This is a genomic window from Streptomyces sp. NPDC012935 (assembly GCF_042900345.1).
In the GTDB taxonomy this organism is placed as follows: Bacteria; Actinomycetota; Actinomycetes; order Streptomycetales; family Streptomycetaceae; genus Streptomyces.
On sequence record NZ_JBIBBC010000015.1, the window covers coordinates 177,689 to 193,578 of the forward strand.

A 15,890-nucleotide genomic window follows, 5' to 3' on the forward strand; every position below is an offset into this window, starting at 1 on the left:
GATCGGTGCGGCCGTTCACGGGGACCCGGTACGCGAAGGCGGGCCCCGCACACCGTGGGGATGTGCGGGACCCGCCGGTCCGGAGCCGCTCGGCGGCCGTACGGGGTCAGGAACCGTACGGCCCCGAGGGCTCCGGGGTCTTCAGGACCGTCGGCCGCCTCGACCGTGACGAGTACGGCCGTCGGCTGCCGTGGTTTTCAGTTGCTGCGCCGCGTCACGAACTCGGCAAGGGCCAGCAGTGCGCCCGCCTCCTCCGGGTCGGGCACCGCGCGGGCCAGCTCCTGCATGGCGCGGGCCATCCGCTCGGCGGCCTGGGCCTGCGCCCAGTCGCGGCCACCGGCCCGCTCGACGGCGAGCGCGGTCCGCTGCAGGTCCTCCTTGTCGTAGGGCACTTCGTACAGCGCGGCCAGCTCCGCCGCCGCCGGACCGCCCGAGGTCAGCGCGGCGACGACCGGCAGGGACTTCTTCCGGGCGGCGAGGTCCGCACCGGCCGGCTTGCCGGTGTGGCTGGGGTCGCCCCATATGCCGATCACGTCGTCGATGAGCTGGAAGGCGAGCCCGGCCTCACGGCCGAACGCGTCCAGCGCCGCCACGTCCTCGTCCGCCGCGCTCGCATACAGCGCGCCGAGGGCACAGGCGCACCCCAGCAGTGCTCCGGTCTTGGCCTCGGCCATGGCGAGCACCTCGTCGAGGCCGACCTCGCCGGGGGCCCGCTTCTCCATCGCCGTGTCCGCCTGCTGCCCGGCGCACAGTTCCACGACGCAGTCCGCCAGCCGGGCCGCCGCAGCCGCGGACGCCGGGTGCGGGTCCTCGGCGAGCAGCCGCAGGGCCAGCGCCTGCAGGGCGTCCCCCGCGAGGATCGCGTCGGCGTCACCGAACACGGTCCAGGCGGTGGGGCGGTGCCGGCGGGTGGCGTCCCGGTCCATCACGTCGTCGTGCAACAACGTGAAGTTGTGGACCAGTTCCACCGCCACTGCCGCTCGTACGGCGGCCGCCCGCGCCTTCGGTCCGCCGAGTGCGGCGGCCGCGGCGAGGACGAGTGCGGGCCGGATCGCCTTGCCTGCGTTGCCCGTAGCCGGGGTGCCGTCCGGGTGCTCCCAGCCGAAGTGATACCGCCCGATCCGGCGCAGGGCAGGCGGCAACGACTCGATGGCGGCGCGCAGTTCGGGGTCGACCGAAGCCCGGGCGCGCTCCAGGATCACCCCCGCCTCGGGCCCGTCGAGTGGGCCCGGCCCGCCGTCCGTCCCGGTCGCGATGGACCCTTGCCTTTCGAGCGTCTCGGTGGACGGCCCCGCCCCGGCGGGGCGTGGCTGCGTCTCCGTCATGAACTCACCCATGGCATCGCCTCGGAGAGTCGGCGGACGGTGGCCCTTCCGCTACGGCTGGGCGCCTACGCCGAGGGTCTACCCATACGGGGAGCGCGAGACACGGCGTAGTGGCGGCGAAGGTCACCGCCAGCGCCCGATCTCGACGTTCTCCAGCACACCGAGGGCGTCCGGCACCAGGACCGCTGCCGAGTAGTAGGCCGTCACCAGGTACTTGATGATGGCCTGTTCGTTGATGCCCATGAACCGGCAGGACAGGCTCGGCTCGATCTCGTCCGGGATGCCCGCCTGCTGCAGACCGATGACGCCCTGCTCCCCCTCGCCCGTACGCATGGCGATGATCGAGGTCGTACGGGCGTCGGAGACCGGGATCTTGTTGCACGGGAAGATCGGCACGCCGCGCCAGGTGGGGATGCGGTTGCCGGCCATCTCGATGGTCTCGGGGACCAGGCCGCGCTTGTTCAGCTCACGACCGAACGCGGAGATCGCGCGCGGGTGGGCGAGGAACAGCTTGGTGCCGCGCCGCCGGCACAGCAGCTCGTCCATGTCGTCGGGGCTGGGCACGCCGTCGTGGGGCTGGAGCCGCTGGTCGTACTCGCAGTTGTTGAGCAGCCCGAACTCGCGGTTGTTGATGAGCTCGTGCTCCTGCCGCTCCTTCAGGGCCTCCACCGTCAGGCGCAGCTGCTGCTCCGTCTGGTTCATCGGCTGGTTGTAGAGGTCGGCCACGCGCGAGTGGATGCGCAGCACGGTCTGGGCGATGCTCAGTTCGTACTCACGGGGCCGGGCCTCGTAGTCGACGAAGGTGTGCGGGATGTCCGGCTCACCGCTGTGGCCGGCCGCGAGGTCGACCTCCTTCTCGCCGTACTTGTTGGTGCGCTGCGCGGGGATCGACCGCAGCTGCTCGAGGTGTTGGCTGAGCGACTCCGCACGCTCCGCGACCTGCTCGACATCCTGGCGGGGCAGGACGAGCACCGTGCACGCGGTGGCGGCACGGACCGTGTACTCCCAGATGGCGTCGGAGTCGAGCAGCGCCTGGTCGCCGAGGTAGGCGCCGTCGGCGAGGACGCCGAGGGACTCGTCCTCCCCGTAGGGACCGGTGCCGAGCTTCTCCACCCTGCCGTGCGCCAGCAGGAACACCTCGTCTGTCTGGCTGCCGAACGAGGCGATCACGGACCCCGCCGTGAACTCGCGCTGCTGGCAACGCTGGGCGAGCTCGGCCAGCACGTCCTCGTCCTCGTACGACCGCAAGGCCGGCAGTTCGCGCAGTTCGGCAGGGATGACCTCGACGCGGTCCCCGGTCTTCACGAACGTGACACGGCCGTCCCCGACGGCGTAGGTCAGACGGCGGTTCACACGGTACGTGCCGCCCTGCACGTTCACCCACGGCAGCATGCGCAGCAGCCAGCGGGAGCTGATCTCCTGCATCTGAGGTGCGGACTTGGTCGTGGTGGCCAGGTTCCGCGCGGCCGCCGTGCCGAGACTCTGCTGCGGCTTGCCCTGCTCAGTGCGGACCTCTTCGCCTACCGACATAAGGAATTGCCCTCCCGGTCGTGCACCGGCGCCTGTCTGGCGCCACGTATCGCGATCTCCGCGACCGAGCCTTCCATCACTGAGGGTGCCGGTGCTATTACCCGAAAGAGCGGGAATGGATCACGGTCCGCTGGGCAAATAGAGGGACCTTGTCCACTGGTGCCGTCCCTGCGGTTGGCCAAAACGACTCGTACACCGTGCGATTCGAGGAGTCCCGTGAGGCCGTTTTCGGTAAAGCACCGATACGAGCCGGCCGCGGTGGGCGGTCGGCGCACGGCGCGAAGGGGGCGGTCATGGCCTCACCCATGTCCGCGAGCAGATTCCTGGAGAGACTCCGGGCGGAGGGTGCGACTGTCGTCGAGGTCGGCGACTGGGAGCACCACAACCGCAACCACGTGGGGCCGTGGGGTCCCGTCCACGGCGTGATGATCCACCACACGGTGACCAAGGGCAGCGCGCACACGGTGGAGCTCTGCCGCAAGGGCTACGAGGGTCTGCCCGGGCCGCTGTGCCACGGCGTCATCACCAAGGACGGACGAGTGCATCTGGTCGGCTACGGCCGTGCCAACCATGCCGGGCTCGGCGACGACGACGTCCTGCGTGCGGTCATCGCCGAGACCGCGCTGCCCGCCGACAACGAGGCCAACACCGATGGCAACCGGCACTTCTACGGCTTCGAGTGCGAGAACCTGGGTGATGGACAGGATCCCTGGCCGGCGGCTCAGCTGGAGGCGATCGAGCGGGTGTCGGCGGCCGTGTGCCGTCATCACGGGTGGACGGAGCGGTCGGTGATCGGACATCTGGAGTGGCAGCCCGGCAAGGTGGATCCCCGGGGGTTCACCATGGCTTCGATGCGGGCGCGGATCCGGGAGCGGTTGTCCTAGGGCGGGATGCCTGCGGTGCGGCCCGTGCCGGTGAGTGGGGTGCGCCCGCTGCCGGGGCAGCGAGCGGGCGACAGGCGACAATGGACTGGTGAAGCGCCCTGACCTGACCGATCTGCAGCCCCGGCTCCCCTCGCCGGTGCAGGAGGTTGTGGACTCGCGGTTCGGACGGGTCGGTGTTCGGCTGATCCTCAAGCGGGACGATCTCATCCATCCGGAGCTGGTCGGCAACAAGTGGCGCAAGCTCGTACCGAATCTGATGGCGGCGGGCGGGCGTCCCGTCGTCACGTTCGGGGGTGCCTACTCCAACCATCTGCGTGCCACCGCTGCCGCTGGGCGCCTCCTCGGGATCGGCACGGTTGGTGTGGTGCGCGGCCAGGAGCTTGCTGAGCGGCGCCTCAATCCGTCGCTGGAGCGGTGCGTGAGCGACGGTATGCGGCTGCATTTCATCGACAGGGCGACTTATCGACGCAAGGCCGAGCCGGAGACGCTGGCGTCCGTTCTGCGTGCGGCGGGTGCGCAGGCGGCGTACGTCGTGCCGGAGGGCGGGAGCAATGCCCTCGCCGTACGGGGGTGCCGGGCGCTCGGGGAGGAGTTGCGGGGGCAGGCGGATGTGGTCGCCGTGGCCTGCGGGACGGGCGGGACGCTGGCAGGGCTGGCCGCCGGGCTGGGGCCTGAGCAGCGGGCCTTGGGTGTGCCCGTACTCAAGGGTGGCTTTCTGGGTGATGAGGTACGGGGGCTTCAGGCGGAGGCGTTCGGGGGGCCGCGGGGTGACTGGTGGCTCGATGAGCGGTTTCACTTCGGGGGGTATGGCCGTACCACTGCTGAGCTCGATGCCTTTGCCGAGGATTTCGAGGAGCGGCACGGGGTGGCTGTCGAGCGTCTCTATGTCGCCAAGTTGTTGTACGGGCTTGTGGTGTTGGCGGAGGAGGGCGCTTTTGCGCGTGGGGCGACTGTCGCCGCCGTTGTCACCGGGGCTCCGTTCGAAGCTCAGCCCGCCTCGCGATAGGCCGCCGCCTCCTCCAGGTCCAGCCTGCGCAGCAGTGTCCGCAGCATCTCGTCGTCGATGAAGCGGCCGTCCCGTAGTTTCACGAACACCGCTCGTTCGGTGCCGATCACCTCTCGGGACAGACGGCGGTAGGTGTCGTCGACGGACTCGCCGGTGATGGGGTTGGCCTGGCCGAGGCGTTCCCAGACGGAGTTGCGGCGGCGTTCCAGGACGGCTCGCAGGCGGTCGGCGAGGGCCTCGGGGAGGGCGTTGCGGTCGTCGGAGAGGAGTTCCTCCAGACGCCGTTCGGCGGCGCGGGAGGCCTGCGCCTGGGCGTTGGCCTCGGCGAGGGTCTCGGCCCGGATGTCACGGCCGGGGAGTTTCAGCAGGCGGATCAGCGGCGGCAGGGTCACGCCCTGGACGACCAGCGTGCCGATGACCGTCGTGAAGGTCAGGAAGAGGATGAGGTTGCGCTCGGGGAACGGCTCGCCGCCGTGCACCGTGAGCGGGATCGAGAAGGCGATGGCCAGGGACACCACGCCTCGCATGCCGGCCCAGGAGATGACGAACGCGCCCTTCCAGGTCGGGTTCTGCTCGCGTTTTCGGATCCGCGCCGACAGCATGCGCGGCAGGAAGGTCGCCGGGTAGACCCACACGAAGCGCGAGGCGACGACCACCGCGAAGACGGCGAACGCGTACCAGGCGGCGCGGCTGCCCTCGTACTCGCCAAGCCCCTTGAGCACCACCGGCAGTTGCAGTCCGATCAGGGCGAACACCGCCGACTCCAGTACGAACGCGACCATTTTCCACACGGCCTCCTCCTGGAGCCGGGTGGCGAAGTCGACCTCCCACGCGCGGTGTCCCAGGTACAGCGCCACGACCACGACCGCCAGCACTCCGGAGGCGTGCACCTGCTCGGCGGCGGCGTACGCGACGAACGGGATCAGCAGCGAGAGGGTGTTCTGCAGCAGCACCTCCTTCACGTGCGTGCGCAGCCAGTGGATCGGCACCATCAGCACCAGGCCCACGCCGATGCCGCCGAACGCCGCGAGCAGGAACTCGCCTATGCCGCCGGCCCAGCTGGCGCCCTCACCGACGGCGGCCGCGAGCGCCACGCGGTAGGCGGTGATCGCGGTGGCGTCGTTCACCAGGGACTCGCCCTGCAGGATCGTCGTGATCCGGGAGGGCAGCCCCACCCGGCGCGCGACCGCCGTCGCGGCGACCGCGTCCGGCGGCGCCACCACCGCGCCCAGCACCAGCGCCGCGGTCAGCGGAAGACCCGGCACGACCAGATACGCGATCCAGCCCACGGCGAAGGTCGCGAACAGCACGTACCCGACGGACAGCAGCATCACGGGCCGCAGCTGAGCCCGCAGATCGAGATACGAACTGTCCGTCGCCGCGCTGTGCAGCAGCGGGGGCAGCACCAGCGGCAGGACGATGTGCGGGTCGAGGGTGTACTCGGGCACACCCGGCAGGTACGACACGAGGAGGCCGACGGCGACCAGCAGCAGCGGCGCCGGCACGGGCGCCCGCCGAGCGGCCGCGGCGACAGCGGCACTCCCGGCCACCAGCAACAGCAGCGGCATCACATCCATACGCCTCGCCCACCCTCGCCCTCGTGCATCGTCGTCGCGGCCCGCCCTCGATTTTCCGCGCCGTCGTGCGCGTGGCCGTCGTAACCTGGCAATCATGAAACAGTGCACGCACGCCGACGCGCTGCCGCACCCGGAACCCGTTCCGCTCAACGAGACATGTCCCAAGTGTCTGGCGGAGGGCTGGCACCCGGTACAGCTGCGGCTCTGCCTCACCTGCGGTCACGTCGGCTGCTGCGACTCCTCGCCGGGCCGGCACGCCACGGAACACCACAAGGAGTCCGGCCATCCGATCATGCGGACCTTCGAGCCCGGCGAACTCTGGCGCTGGTGCTTCGTCGACCACGTACTCGTGTGACGGGGACGTACGCTGGACAACCGAGGATCCGGACGGTTCGACCGTCTGACGCCTGGGTACGTCAAACCGGCGCGCGCTCTTCCCAATTGGGCCCGCAGACCCCCTAGCCACGGAGCGTATCCGTGTGTTTACTATGAGTGACAGCATGGGGTTGGGGTCCTGGGGACAGGAAAGTTCAGAGCGCGATAGCGTCACCGCTGAACCACAGATCGCGTTACCCCGGGGGGCGACCCTCGGCCCCGAGAAGCTTGTACCACCTTGGAGGTGAGGGTGTCCCAGATCGCAGGCGAGCCCGCGACCCAGGACTTCGTGGAAGTCCGGCTGCCGGCTGCGGGTGCCTACCTGTCGGTGCTGCGTACGGCGACTGCCGGCCTCGCGGCCCGTTTGGACTTCACCCTCGACGAGATCGAGGACCTGCGCATCGCGGTGGACGAGGCCTGCGCGATCCTGCTCCAGCAGGCCGTGCCCGGCTCGGTGCTCAGCTGTGTCTTCCGCCTCGTCGACGACTCGCTCGAGGTCACCGTCTCGGCCCCGACAACGGACGGCCACGCTCCCTCCAGGGACACCTTCGCCTGGACCGTCCTGTCGGCTCTGGCGGGCAAGGTCTCTTCCGCCGTGGACGAGGACAAAACCGTTTCGATCAGCCTCTACAAACAGCGCGGCGCGGGACCCGGGCCGGCGTGAGGAACGGGGACGGGCCGGTGCGGGACGAAGAGCGCGGCACACGGGAGCTGCCGGACGGCGCTGCCCCCTGCTCGGACGGAGCCGAGAGCCCGGGAGCGGGCCCGAGCGGTCCGAGCGGTTCCCGGCGTATGGCGGACGGCATCGACGGCATCCCCGAGCAGGCCCGGCCGCACCCGGAGGACAACTCCGCGGAGACCGGCTTCCTGGCCGACGGACGGGATGACGAAGGCGCCGTGCAGGGCGCGCCACCGGGCGGGCGGATCGGGGTCTCCCCAGTCCGAGCGGGGGCGAGGGCTCGGGAGAGGGCAACGGGCGGGACGATGAGCGAGCACCAGCGAAACGCCGAGGACGAGGCGATGAGCGCGCACAGCGTGCAGGCCACGCAGCACGACCCTCAGGACCGCAGCGGGGCGCGCGCCATGTTCGTCGAGCTGCGCAAGCTGCAGGACGGCAGCCCGGAGTACGCGGACCTGCGCAACCGGCTGGTCCGCATGCACCTGCCGCTCGTCGAGCACCTCGCGCGCCGCTTCCGCAATCGCGGCGAGCCGCTCGACGACCTCACCCAGGTCGCCACCATCGGTCTGATCAAGTCGGTCGACCGGTTCGACCCGGAGCGTGGCGTCGAGTTCTCGACGTACGCGACCCCGACGGTCGTCGGCGAGATCAAGCGGCACTTCCGCGACAAGGGCTGGGCGGTGCGGGTGCCGCGGCGCCTCCAGGAGCTGCGTCTCGCCCTGACGACGGCCACGGCCGAGCTGTCCCAGCAGCACGGGCGCTCCCCGACCGTCCACGAGCTCGCCGAGAAGCTGGCGATCTCGGAGGAGGAGGTCCTGGAGGGCCTGGAGTCCGCCAACGCGTACTCCACGCTGTCCCTGGACGTCCCCGACACGGACGACGAGTCCCCTGCGGTCGCGGACACCCTCGGCGCGGAGGACGAGGCGCTGGAGGGTGTCGAGTACCGCGAGTCGCTGAAGCCGCTGCTCGAGGATCTCCCGCCGCGCGAGAAGCGGATCCTGCTGCTGCGCTTCTTCGGCAACATGACCCAGTCGCAGATCGCGCAGGAGGTCGGCATCTCTCAGATGCACGTGTCCCGCCTGCTGGCCCGCACGCTGGCGCAGCTGCGGGAGAAGCTGCTGGTGGAGGAGTGACGGCTGCCTGAGAGCCGCCGGCGGCTACTTCTGATCCGGTGCGTTGCCGGGTCCCCGGATGCCGAGGGCCTGGGTGGTCGCCGGGTTGATCAGGAGCACGAGCGTGGCGATCGCGACCGCCGCGATCGCGATGCCTGCGGGGATCGCGATGCTGTCGGCCTGCAGCAGGCTGTAGGCCACCGGCAGCGCCATGATCTGCGTAATGACGGACGGCCCCCGGCTCCAGCTGCGCTGAGCGAACAGCCCTCGCGCGGCGAGCAACGGCAGCAGGGCGAGGACGGCCAGGGTCACGCCGAGGGTGACGGCCTGCTGCCGATCGTCCGGATCCCCGGCGAGCCCGAGCACCAGCACCCAGACACCCCCGACGGCCAGCGCCAGCCCTTCCAGCGCGGTCAGTGCCGCCGCATACGTCAGCCGCCGCGGACGCGGACCGGCGGTTTCCGGGGTGGTGGGGGTCTGCTGCTTGGTCACCCTTGAAGGGTAGCCCTCCGCGATATGGCCGCCGGAGAGGGAGCCTCCTGCCCGACGTCGGCTGACACCAACCAGCCCGTCCGGCGTTTGAGGACAAGGCACCTTAAGGGCCGAAGCGGGGGCCTAGGGGCGGCAGCCCCAGCACGCCTTGCAGCAACGCCGCCCACCCAGGAACCGGCAGCACACAAACGCACAGTCAAGCCGACGGCAGTCACCTCGTGTCGAGACTCACCCCTCATCTCTTACTAGATCCCCACCTCGACCTGTGCCCGGGTACCCCCCAGTAGGTACGCTGCCAGTCATGCGTGCACTTCTCGTGGTCAATCCGGCAGCAACCACCACAAGCGCACGTACGCGCGATGTCCTGATCCACGCGCTCGCCAGCGAGATGAAGCTGGAGGCGGTGACCACCGAGTACCGCGGCCACGCGCGTGACCTGGGCCGGCAGGCGGCGGACAGCGACGACGTCGACCTGGTGGTCGCGCTCGGCGGCGACGGCACGGTGAACGAGGTCGTCAACGGACTGTTGCACAACGGCCCCGACCCGGACCGCCTCCCTCGCCTCGCCGTGGTCCCCGGCGGCTCCACCAATGTCTTCGCCCGCGCCCTCGGCCTGCCCAACGACGCCGTGGAGGCGACCGGCGCCCTGCTCGACGCCCTGCGCGAAGGCAGCGAACGCACGGTCGGAATGGGCATAGCGGCCGGCACTCCGGGCACGGAGGACGAAGCCGTACCCGGAAGATGGTTCACCTTCTGTGCGGGCCTCGGCTTCGACGCCGGCGTCGTCGGCCGGGTCGAGCAGCAGCGCGAGCGGGGCAAGAAATCCACGCACGCTCTTTACCTGCGCCAGGTGATACGCCAGTTCCTGCAGGAGCCCAACCGCCGGCACGGCACTATCACGCTGGAGCGGCCGGGCCAGGACCCGGTGACCGATTTGGTGCTGTCCATAGTCTGCAACACCGCTCCGTGGACGTATCTGGGTAATCGCCCAGTGTACGCGGCGCCTAAGGCCTCGTTCGATACCGGCCTCGACGTACTCGGTCTCAGCCGTATGTCCACGGTCGCGGTTGCCCGGTATGCAACCCAGTTGCTCACTTCGTCCCCCGAGCGCGGAGCCCATGGCAGACATGCGGTCACGCTGCACGACTTGGACCAGTTCACCTTGCATTCGAAGGTCCCGTTGCCCCTTCAGATGGACGGCGACCACCTGGGGCTGCGCACGAGCGTGACGTTCACAGGCGTACGCCGTGCACTGCGTGTGATTGTGTGAGCGGAACGGGCTAAAGTCCTTTCACTCGAACGTTTAGGCCAGGATCCACCCCATGGAAGTACGGCTGTGACCTAGTCGACACCGAGGAATCAAAAAAAACTTTCCGGAAGGGGTTGTATCCGTCGCTGAGGTTTGCGAGTCTCTACGTGGCGATCGGGACGGCCCGCAAGACCAGCCTCCACTGATCACCGGAACCCCTCTTCAAATCACAGGACCTCGCCAGGGAACCTGGCGGTCGGCCCTTCACTTGTTGAGGGATTCGTGAAAGCGTTCACATTCACAAGCAACCAGCACGTAATACCAAGGAGAGGTAGCAGCCATGGACTGGCGTCACAACGCCGTTTGCCGCGAGGAAGACCCCGAGCTCTTCTTCCCCATCGGCAACACCGGTCCTGCGCTGCTGCAGATCGAGGAAGCCAAGGCCGTCTGCCGTCGCTGCCCCGTTATGGATCAGTGTCTGCAGTGGGCGCTCGAGTCCGGCCAGGACTCCGGCGTCTGGGGTGGTCTCAGCGAGGACGAGCGTCGCGCCATGAAGCGCCGTGCCGCCCGCAACCGGGCCCGTCAGGCCTCCGCCTGACAACACCCGCCCCGCAAACAGCCTGAGCTTGGCGGCGCGTACAGCGAGTACGCATCTCCCGCCCCCGAGCCGCAGCGCGCAGTACCCCTGCTTAGCGATTGCAGAGCAGCAACGAGCACTAGCCCTGGACCAGATGGTCCAGGGCTCTTTGCTGTCCACGCCTGCCTGGGTCGCTGCGCCGCTACTTGTGCGCCCGCACCTGCTTGGGTCGCTGCCCGCCCCTACTTGTGCGCCCGCACCTGCTTGGGTCGCTGTCCGCCGCCACTTGTGCGCCCGCGCCTGCTTGGGTCGCTGTCCGCCGCCACTTGTGCGCCCGCGCCTGCTTGGGTCGCTGTCCGCCGCTACTTGTGCGCCCGCACCGGGATGTCCAGGATCACCCTGGTCCCCCGCTCCGGTGCCGGGACCATGTCGAAGGTGCCGCCCAACTCGCCCTCCACCAGCGTCCGTACGATCTGCAGGCCGAGGTTGCCCGCGGTGTGCGGGTCGAAGCCCTCGGGGAGGCCCACTCCGTCGTCCTGGACGGTGACCAGAAGCCGGAGCTGCTTCGTCGTACCGCCGCGGACGGCCGAGACCTCGACCGTGCCGGTGTCGCCCTCGCGGAAGCCGTGCTCCAGCGCGTTCTGGAGGATCTCGGTCAGGACCATCGACAGCGGGGTGGCGACCTCGGCGTCCAGGATGCCGAAGCGGCCGGTGCGCCGGCCGGTGACCTTGCCGGGCGAGATCTCGGCGACCATCGCCAGCACCCGGTCGGCGATGTCGTCGAACTCCACGCGCTCGTCGAGGTTCTGGGAGAGCGTCTCGTGCACGATCGCGATCGACCCGACCCGCCGTACCGCCTCTTCGAGGGCCTCACGGCCGCGGTCGGACTCGATGCGGCGGGCCTGGAGGCGCAGCAGGGCGGCCACCGTCTGGAGGTTGTTCTTGACGCGGTGGTGGATCTCCCGGATCGTCGCGTCCTTGGTGATCAACTCGCGCTCGCGGCGGCGCAGTTCGGTGACGTCCCGGAGCAGCACCAGCGAACCGATGCGCGTGCCCTTGGGTTTGAGCGGGATCGAACGGAACTGGATCACACCGTCGCCGGACTCGATCTCGAACTCGCGCGGTGCCCAGCCGCTGGCAACCTTGGCGAGCGCCTCGTCCACCGGTCCCTGCGTCGGGGCGAGTTCGGCGGTGGTCTTGCCCAGGTGATGGCCGACGAGGTCGGCGGCGAGGCCGAGGCGGTGGTAGGCGGACAGTGCGTTCGGGGAGGCGTACTGGACGATGCCGTCGGCATCGACCCGGATCAGGCCGTCGCCGACGCGGGGCGAGGCGTCCATGTCGACCTGCTGATTGGCGAACGGGAACGATCCGGCCGCGATCATCTGCGCGAGGTCCGAGGCGCTCTGGAGGTACGTCAGCTCCAGACGGCTCGGGGTGCGGACGGTCAGCAGGTTGGTGTTGCGCGCGATGACACCGAGGACGCGCCCCTCACGTCGTACGGGAATCGACTCGACGCGGACCGGGACCTCCTCGCGCCACTCGGGGTCGCCCTCCCGCACGATCCGGCCCTCGTCGAGCGCGGCGTCCAGCATCGGGCGGCGGCCGCGCGGCACGAGGTGGCCGACCATGTCGTCCTGGTACGAGGTGGGGCCGGTGTTGGGCCGCATCTGCGCGACGGAGACATAGCGGGTGCCGTCGTGGGTGGGGACCCACAGGACGAGGTCGGCGAAGGAGAGGTCGGAGAGCAGCTGCCACTCCGAGACCAGCAGGTGGAGCCACTCGAGGTCGGAGTCGTCGAGGGCCGTGTGCTGGCGTACGAGTTCGTTCATGGAGGGCACGTGGCCGAGCGTACCTGGCGGTACGGACATGGCCGGAAACCAGCCGCTACGGGCGGCGATCAGGCCCCGGAAACACCCGCGGGCCGCGGCGCCTGAGAGGGACCCTCAGCCCTCCCGGCACCGCAGCCCGGAGCAATATCGGCCGTGGGGTGTGCGGTCCCGGTCGGCCGAAGGATGAGGAGCCGGGGCAGTCAGGGCAGAGAGCTCCGGTTCCTCGGTCCGCCTTCCTGTGCGGGGAAGACGGAAGTCGGTGCGTTCTCGTACTACGCACTCCTTCGCATTGTGGACTAGACCACTCTGGTGTGTCCATGCGTTGGAGCGTGTTTGCTGTTGGCGCTTCTTCGCGGGCTCCGAACCAGCTGGAGAAGCAGTGGGACGGCCCTGTCATCCACCACGCAGCCTAACCCGTGTGGGTTCATGTGCGAGGCCAGTTGGCCATGGCAATTTCCGCAAGTGCCTCCAGTTCCTCCCGGCTCGCCCCGTCGCGCGCCTGTTGTGACATGCCCTGGATCATCGCGCCGGCGTACCGGGCGAGGGCGGGGGCGTTGACGTCCGGGGTGAGGGTGCCGGTGGCGATGTCCGCTTCGATGCGGCTTCGGATCGCGGCGATGGTGGCGTTGCGCCGGTCACGCAGGGAGTCGGCGACCTCCGGGGTCGTGCAGTTGATGGCCGCGTGGGCGATGAGGCAGCCCTGCGGATGGACGGGATCCGTGTAGACGCCGGCCGCCTCTCGCAGGGTCCGCTCGACCGCCGCCCGCGAGGTGGGCTCCTCGGCGAGGGCACGGTCCGCGAACGAGGCGTAGCGCGAGGTGTAGACGCGGACGACCTCTTCGAAGAGCGAGCGCTTGTCACCGAAGGCGGCGTACAGACTCGGGGCGCCGATATCCATGGCGCGGGTGAGGTCGGAGACGGACGTCGCCTCGTAGCCGCGCTCCCAGAAGGCCAGGATCGCCTTCTCCAGGGCGGTTTCACGGTCGAAGGAACGGGGCCGACCGCGCGTCTTCACCGCGGGACGCGCTCCCGCCCCCGTCTTTGTCGTCACCTCGCTGCTCACCATTCGCTGCTCACCATGGAGTGCATTTTATAGCGAGCGCTAGAGAAACGTCGGCGGGATGTTGTACGTTCTTTCTGTAGCGACCGCTAGGGAAATGTGAGGGGGCTTCGGCATGGGCGTGCTTGCGGGCAGGACGGCACTGGTCACGGGGGCGAGCAGGGGGATCGGACGAGCGATCGCGGAGCGGCTGGCACGGGACGGGGCGCGGGTCGCCGTGCACTACGGCAGTAACGAGGCGGCGGCGAAGGAGACGGTCACCGCGATCGAGACCGCGGGCGGCAGCGCGTTCGCGATCCGCGCCGAACTGGGCGTGCCCGGTGACGCCGAGACTCTCTGGGAGGCATTCGACCGGCAGGCGCAGGGCGTGGACATCCTGGTGAACAACGCGGGCATGGCGACCTTCGCCACCATCGGCGAGACGGACGAGGAGGCGTACGACCGGACACAGGCGGTCAACGCGAAGGCACCGTTCTTCATCGTCAAGCACGGCCTCGTACGCCTGCGCGACCACGGCCGGATCATCAATGTCACGGCCGCCACGGACTACGCCATCGCCCCGATAGCCGCCACCCACATGGCCAAGGGCGCGGTCACCACCCTGACCCGCTCACTCGCAGCCGAGTTGGCGCCGCGCGGCATCACCGCCAACTCCGTCGGGCCCGGCTTCGTCGACACGGACCTGACGAGCGCCGCACTCTCCGACCCCGGCATACGCGCGCACGCCGAGGCCGTCTCGGTCTTCAAACGCGTCGGTACGTCGTCCGACGTGGCCGACGTGGTGGCCTTCCTGGCGTCGCCCGACTCCCGCTGGGTCACGGGGCAGCATGTCGATGCGACCGGGGGCTCACTGCTGAGCCTGCACTAGGGCCTGTCGTTCGGTCCCCGCGAGGCCGGCATGATCCAGATAACGGGCGCTGGTCACCGCGTCTCCGTCACCTTCGCCAGCGCCCGCGGCGCGTCCGGGTCCTGGCCTCGGGCGATGGTGACCTCGTAGGCCAGGAGCTGGAGCGGGAGGATCTCCAGGATCGGCTGGAGCTCCTCGGCGACGCCCTCGGTGGGCAGCACGAAACCGGCCGAGGCCTGCTCGACCTGGTGCCGGGCACCGATGACGACCAGGTCGGCTCCGCGGCCGCGGAGCCGGTCGAGGACGGGCTGGAGGACCTCGCCGCCCTTGCCGTCGGTGACGACCGCGATGACCGGGGAGACGTTGTCGACCATGGCGAGCGGGCCGTGCAGCAGGTCGGCGCCGGAGTAGGCGAGGGCCGGGATGTAGCTGGTCTCCATCAGCTTGAGGGCGGCTTCCTTGGCCGTGGGGTAGCCATAGCCGCGGGAGGTGATCACCATGCGTTCGGCGAAGCGATAGCGGGCGGCGAGGGCGCGCACCTCGTCCTGCCGGGTGAGCAGTTGCTCGGCGAGTTCGGGCAGCGGCATGGCGGGGGTGCCGTCACCGCCGCGCAGACCTTCGACGAAGAGGTACAGGGCGAGAAGGGAGGCCGTGTAGGTCTTGGTCGCGGGCAGGGCCCTCTCCGGTCCGGCCATGATGTCGAGGTGGTACTCGGAGACGGCGGCCAGCGGGGAGTCGGGGTTGTTGGTCACCGCGAGCGTGATCGCGCCGGCCTCACGGGCGGCCCGGGTCGAGGCGACGATGTCCGGGGAGCCACCGGACTGGCTGACGGTGATGACCAGGACATCGGTGAGGTCGGGACGGGCGCCGTAGGCGGTGGTGGTCGACATGGAGGTCAGGCCGCAGGGCAGGCCGAGGCGGATCTCCAGGAGGTACTTGGCATAGAGCGCGGCATTGTCGGAGGTGCCGCGGGCGGTGAGCAGGACGAAGCGGGGTGCGCGGCCGGCGATCTCCTGGGCGACGCGGTGGATGGCGGGGGCGCCCTGGGACAGGATCCGGCGCAGCACGGCGGGCTGTTCGGCCATCTCGCGGGCCATGACCCGGCCGGGGAGGTCGTTGTGAGGGGCGTGCGGGTCGGGAGGGTACGGGGTCGTGGTGGTCATGGGACCCTCCCTGGTCTCGCGCCCACTGCCGGGCATGGCGCCTGCCGCTTCCGGCAGACAGTCTCCATTCCACTCCCCCACGGGCGATGACGCCTGCCCGACGGTCCGCCGAAATGTCCACGAGGCTGGCGTTCACCTGGGCCGCGTAGCCTCGCTCTGTTAGATTGGTCTAAACCACATGCCCC

15 protein-coding genes are annotated in these 15,890 nt (G+C 69.8%); 8 read left to right on the forward strand and 7 right to left on the reverse strand.

The genetic code is table 11. The annotated features are described in order from the left end of the window. Nucleotides 1–197: 197 nt before the first annotated feature. Nucleotides 198–1,325, reverse strand: a complete 1,128-nt coding sequence (locus ACFY5C_RS30845; protein WP_389450161.1) for a family 2 encapsulin nanocompartment cargo protein polyprenyl transferase — start codon at nucleotides 1,323–1,325, stop codon at nucleotides 198–200. A 123-nt stretch (nucleotides 1,326–1,448) separates the two neighbouring features. Then, nucleotides 1,449–2,855, reverse strand: a complete 1,407-nt coding sequence (locus ACFY5C_RS30850; protein ID WP_389450164.1) for a family 2B encapsulin nanocompartment shell protein — start codon at nucleotides 2,853–2,855, stop codon at nucleotides 1,449–1,451. A gap of 293 nt (nucleotides 2,856–3,148) precedes the next feature. Here ACFY5C_RS30850 and ACFY5C_RS30855 point away from each other — a divergent pair, with 293 nt between their 5' ends. After that, nucleotides 3,149–3,739, forward strand: coding sequence for an N-acetylmuramoyl-L-alanine amidase (locus ACFY5C_RS30855; protein ID WP_389450167.1), 591 nt, complete (start codon nucleotides 3,149–3,151; stop codon nucleotides 3,737–3,739). Between the two features lie 88 nt (nucleotides 3,740–3,827). Then, the gene (locus ACFY5C_RS30860) at nucleotides 3,828–4,745 is read left to right on the forward strand and encodes a 1-aminocyclopropane-1-carboxylate deaminase/D-cysteine desulfhydrase (RefSeq protein WP_389450170.1); all 918 of its coding nucleotides are present in this window, start codon (nucleotides 3,828–3,830) and stop codon (nucleotides 4,743–4,745) included. Here ACFY5C_RS30860 and ACFY5C_RS30865 read toward each other — a convergent pair. After that, a complete protein-coding gene (locus ACFY5C_RS30865; RefSeq protein ID WP_389450173.1) occupies nucleotides 4,727–6,322 on the reverse strand; it encodes a Na+/H+ antiporter in 1,596 nt (531 codons plus the stop codon). The genes ACFY5C_RS30860 and ACFY5C_RS30865 overlap by 19 nt on opposite strands. A 94-nt stretch (nucleotides 6,323–6,416) precedes the next feature. Between ACFY5C_RS30865 and ACFY5C_RS30870 the strand changes: the two genes are divergently transcribed. From ACFY5C_RS30870 to ACFY5C_RS30880, 3 genes are all read left to right on the forward strand, one after another. Further along, nucleotides 6,417–6,677: a UBP-type zinc finger domain-containing protein gene (locus ACFY5C_RS30870; RefSeq protein WP_389450175.1), complete on the forward strand. Its 261-nt coding sequence runs from the start codon at nucleotides 6,417–6,419 to the stop codon at nucleotides 6,675–6,677. A 270-nt stretch (nucleotides 6,678–6,947) separates the two neighbouring features. Then, nucleotides 6,948–7,361, forward strand: a complete 414-nt coding sequence (locus ACFY5C_RS30875; RefSeq protein ID WP_004925829.1) for an anti-sigma regulatory factor — start codon at nucleotides 6,948–6,950, stop codon at nucleotides 7,359–7,361. A 17-nt stretch (nucleotides 7,362–7,378) separates the two neighbouring features. Next, complete coding sequence (locus tag ACFY5C_RS30880) at nucleotides 7,379–8,509, forward strand: RNA polymerase sigma factor SigF (protein ID WP_389450178.1); 1,131 nt, start codon at nucleotides 7,379–7,381, stop codon at nucleotides 8,507–8,509. Nucleotides 8,510–8,533: 24 nt separating this feature from the next. Here the strand turns inward: ACFY5C_RS30880 and ACFY5C_RS30885 are convergent, their stop codons facing one another. Beyond that, the gene (locus ACFY5C_RS30885; RefSeq protein WP_389450181.1) at nucleotides 8,534–8,980 is read right to left on the reverse strand and encodes a hypothetical protein; all 447 of its coding nucleotides are present in this window, start codon (nucleotides 8,978–8,980) and stop codon (nucleotides 8,534–8,536) included. 301 nt (nucleotides 8,981–9,281) lie between these two features. Between ACFY5C_RS30885 and ACFY5C_RS30890 the strand changes: the two genes are divergently transcribed. Beyond that, a complete protein-coding gene (locus ACFY5C_RS30890) occupies nucleotides 9,282–10,250 on the forward strand; it encodes a diacylglycerol/lipid kinase family protein (protein WP_389450184.1) in 969 nt (322 codons plus the stop codon). 319 nt (nucleotides 10,251–10,569) lie between these two features. Continuing rightward, the gene (locus tag ACFY5C_RS30895) at nucleotides 10,570–10,827 is read left to right on the forward strand and encodes a WhiB family transcriptional regulator (protein ID WP_006142322.1); all 258 of its coding nucleotides are present in this window, start codon (nucleotides 10,570–10,572) and stop codon (nucleotides 10,825–10,827) included. A 341-nt stretch (nucleotides 10,828–11,168) separates the two neighbouring features. Here ACFY5C_RS30895 and ACFY5C_RS30900 read toward each other — a convergent pair whose 3' ends face one another. Both ACFY5C_RS30900 and ACFY5C_RS30905 read right to left on the reverse strand, forming a co-directional pair. Then, on the reverse strand, nucleotides 11,169–12,644 hold the full coding sequence (locus tag ACFY5C_RS30900; protein WP_389450187.1) for a sensor histidine kinase: 1,476 nt from the start codon (nucleotides 12,642–12,644) through the stop codon (nucleotides 11,169–11,171). A gap of 415 nt (nucleotides 12,645–13,059) precedes the next feature. Beyond that, nucleotides 13,060–13,701, reverse strand: a complete 642-nt coding sequence (locus tag ACFY5C_RS30905; RefSeq protein ID WP_389450190.1) for a TetR/AcrR family transcriptional regulator — start codon at nucleotides 13,699–13,701, stop codon at nucleotides 13,060–13,062. Nucleotides 13,702–13,810: 109 nt separating this feature from the next. Here ACFY5C_RS30905 and ACFY5C_RS30910 point away from each other — a divergent pair, with 109 nt between their 5' ends. Then, a complete protein-coding gene (locus ACFY5C_RS30910) occupies nucleotides 13,811–14,563 on the forward strand; it encodes an SDR family oxidoreductase (RefSeq protein WP_389450193.1) in 753 nt (250 codons plus the stop codon). 53 nt (nucleotides 14,564–14,616) lie between these two features. Here the strand turns inward: ACFY5C_RS30910 and ACFY5C_RS30915 are convergent, their stop codons facing one another. Beyond that, a complete protein-coding gene (locus ACFY5C_RS30915) occupies nucleotides 14,617–15,705 on the reverse strand; it encodes an SIS domain-containing protein (RefSeq protein WP_389450196.1) in 1,089 nt (362 codons plus the stop codon). Nucleotides 15,706–15,890: the final 185 nt, after the last annotated feature.

Bases quoted from the DNA above. Each gene is read 5' to 3' on its own strand.
- ACFY5C_RS30870 (WP_389450175.1), top strand. From the start codon at position 6,417: ATGAAACAGTGCACGCACGCCGACGCGCTGCCGCACCCGGAACCCGTT.
- ACFY5C_RS30915 (WP_389450196.1), bottom strand. From the start codon at position 15,705: ATGACCACCACGACCCCGTACCCTCCCGACCCGCACGCCCCTCACAAC.
- ACFY5C_RS30845 (WP_389450161.1), bottom strand. From the start codon at position 1,325: ATGACGGAGACGCAGCCACGCCCCGCCGGGGCGGGGCCGTCCACCGAG.
- ACFY5C_RS30895 (WP_006142322.1), top strand. From the start codon at position 10,570: ATGGACTGGCGTCACAACGCCGTTTGCCGCGAGGAAGACCCCGAGCTC.
- ACFY5C_RS30855 (WP_389450167.1), top strand. From the start codon at position 3,149: ATGGCCTCACCCATGTCCGCGAGCAGATTCCTGGAGAGACTCCGGGCG.
- ACFY5C_RS30865 (WP_389450173.1), bottom strand. From the start codon at position 6,322: ATGGATGTGATGCCGCTGCTGTTGCTGGTGGCCGGGAGTGCCGCTGTC.
- ACFY5C_RS30910 (WP_389450193.1), top strand. From the start codon at position 13,811: ATGGGCGTGCTTGCGGGCAGGACGGCACTGGTCACGGGGGCGAGCAGG.
- ACFY5C_RS30905 (WP_389450190.1), bottom strand. From the start codon at position 13,701: ATGGTGAGCAGCGAGGTGACGACAAAGACGGGGGCGGGAGCGCGTCCC.
- ACFY5C_RS30890 (WP_389450184.1), top strand. From the start codon at position 9,282: ATGCGTGCACTTCTCGTGGTCAATCCGGCAGCAACCACCACAAGCGCA.
- ACFY5C_RS30850 (WP_389450164.1), bottom strand. From the start codon at position 2,855: ATGTCGGTAGGCGAAGAGGTCCGCACTGAGCAGGGCAAGCCGCAGCAG.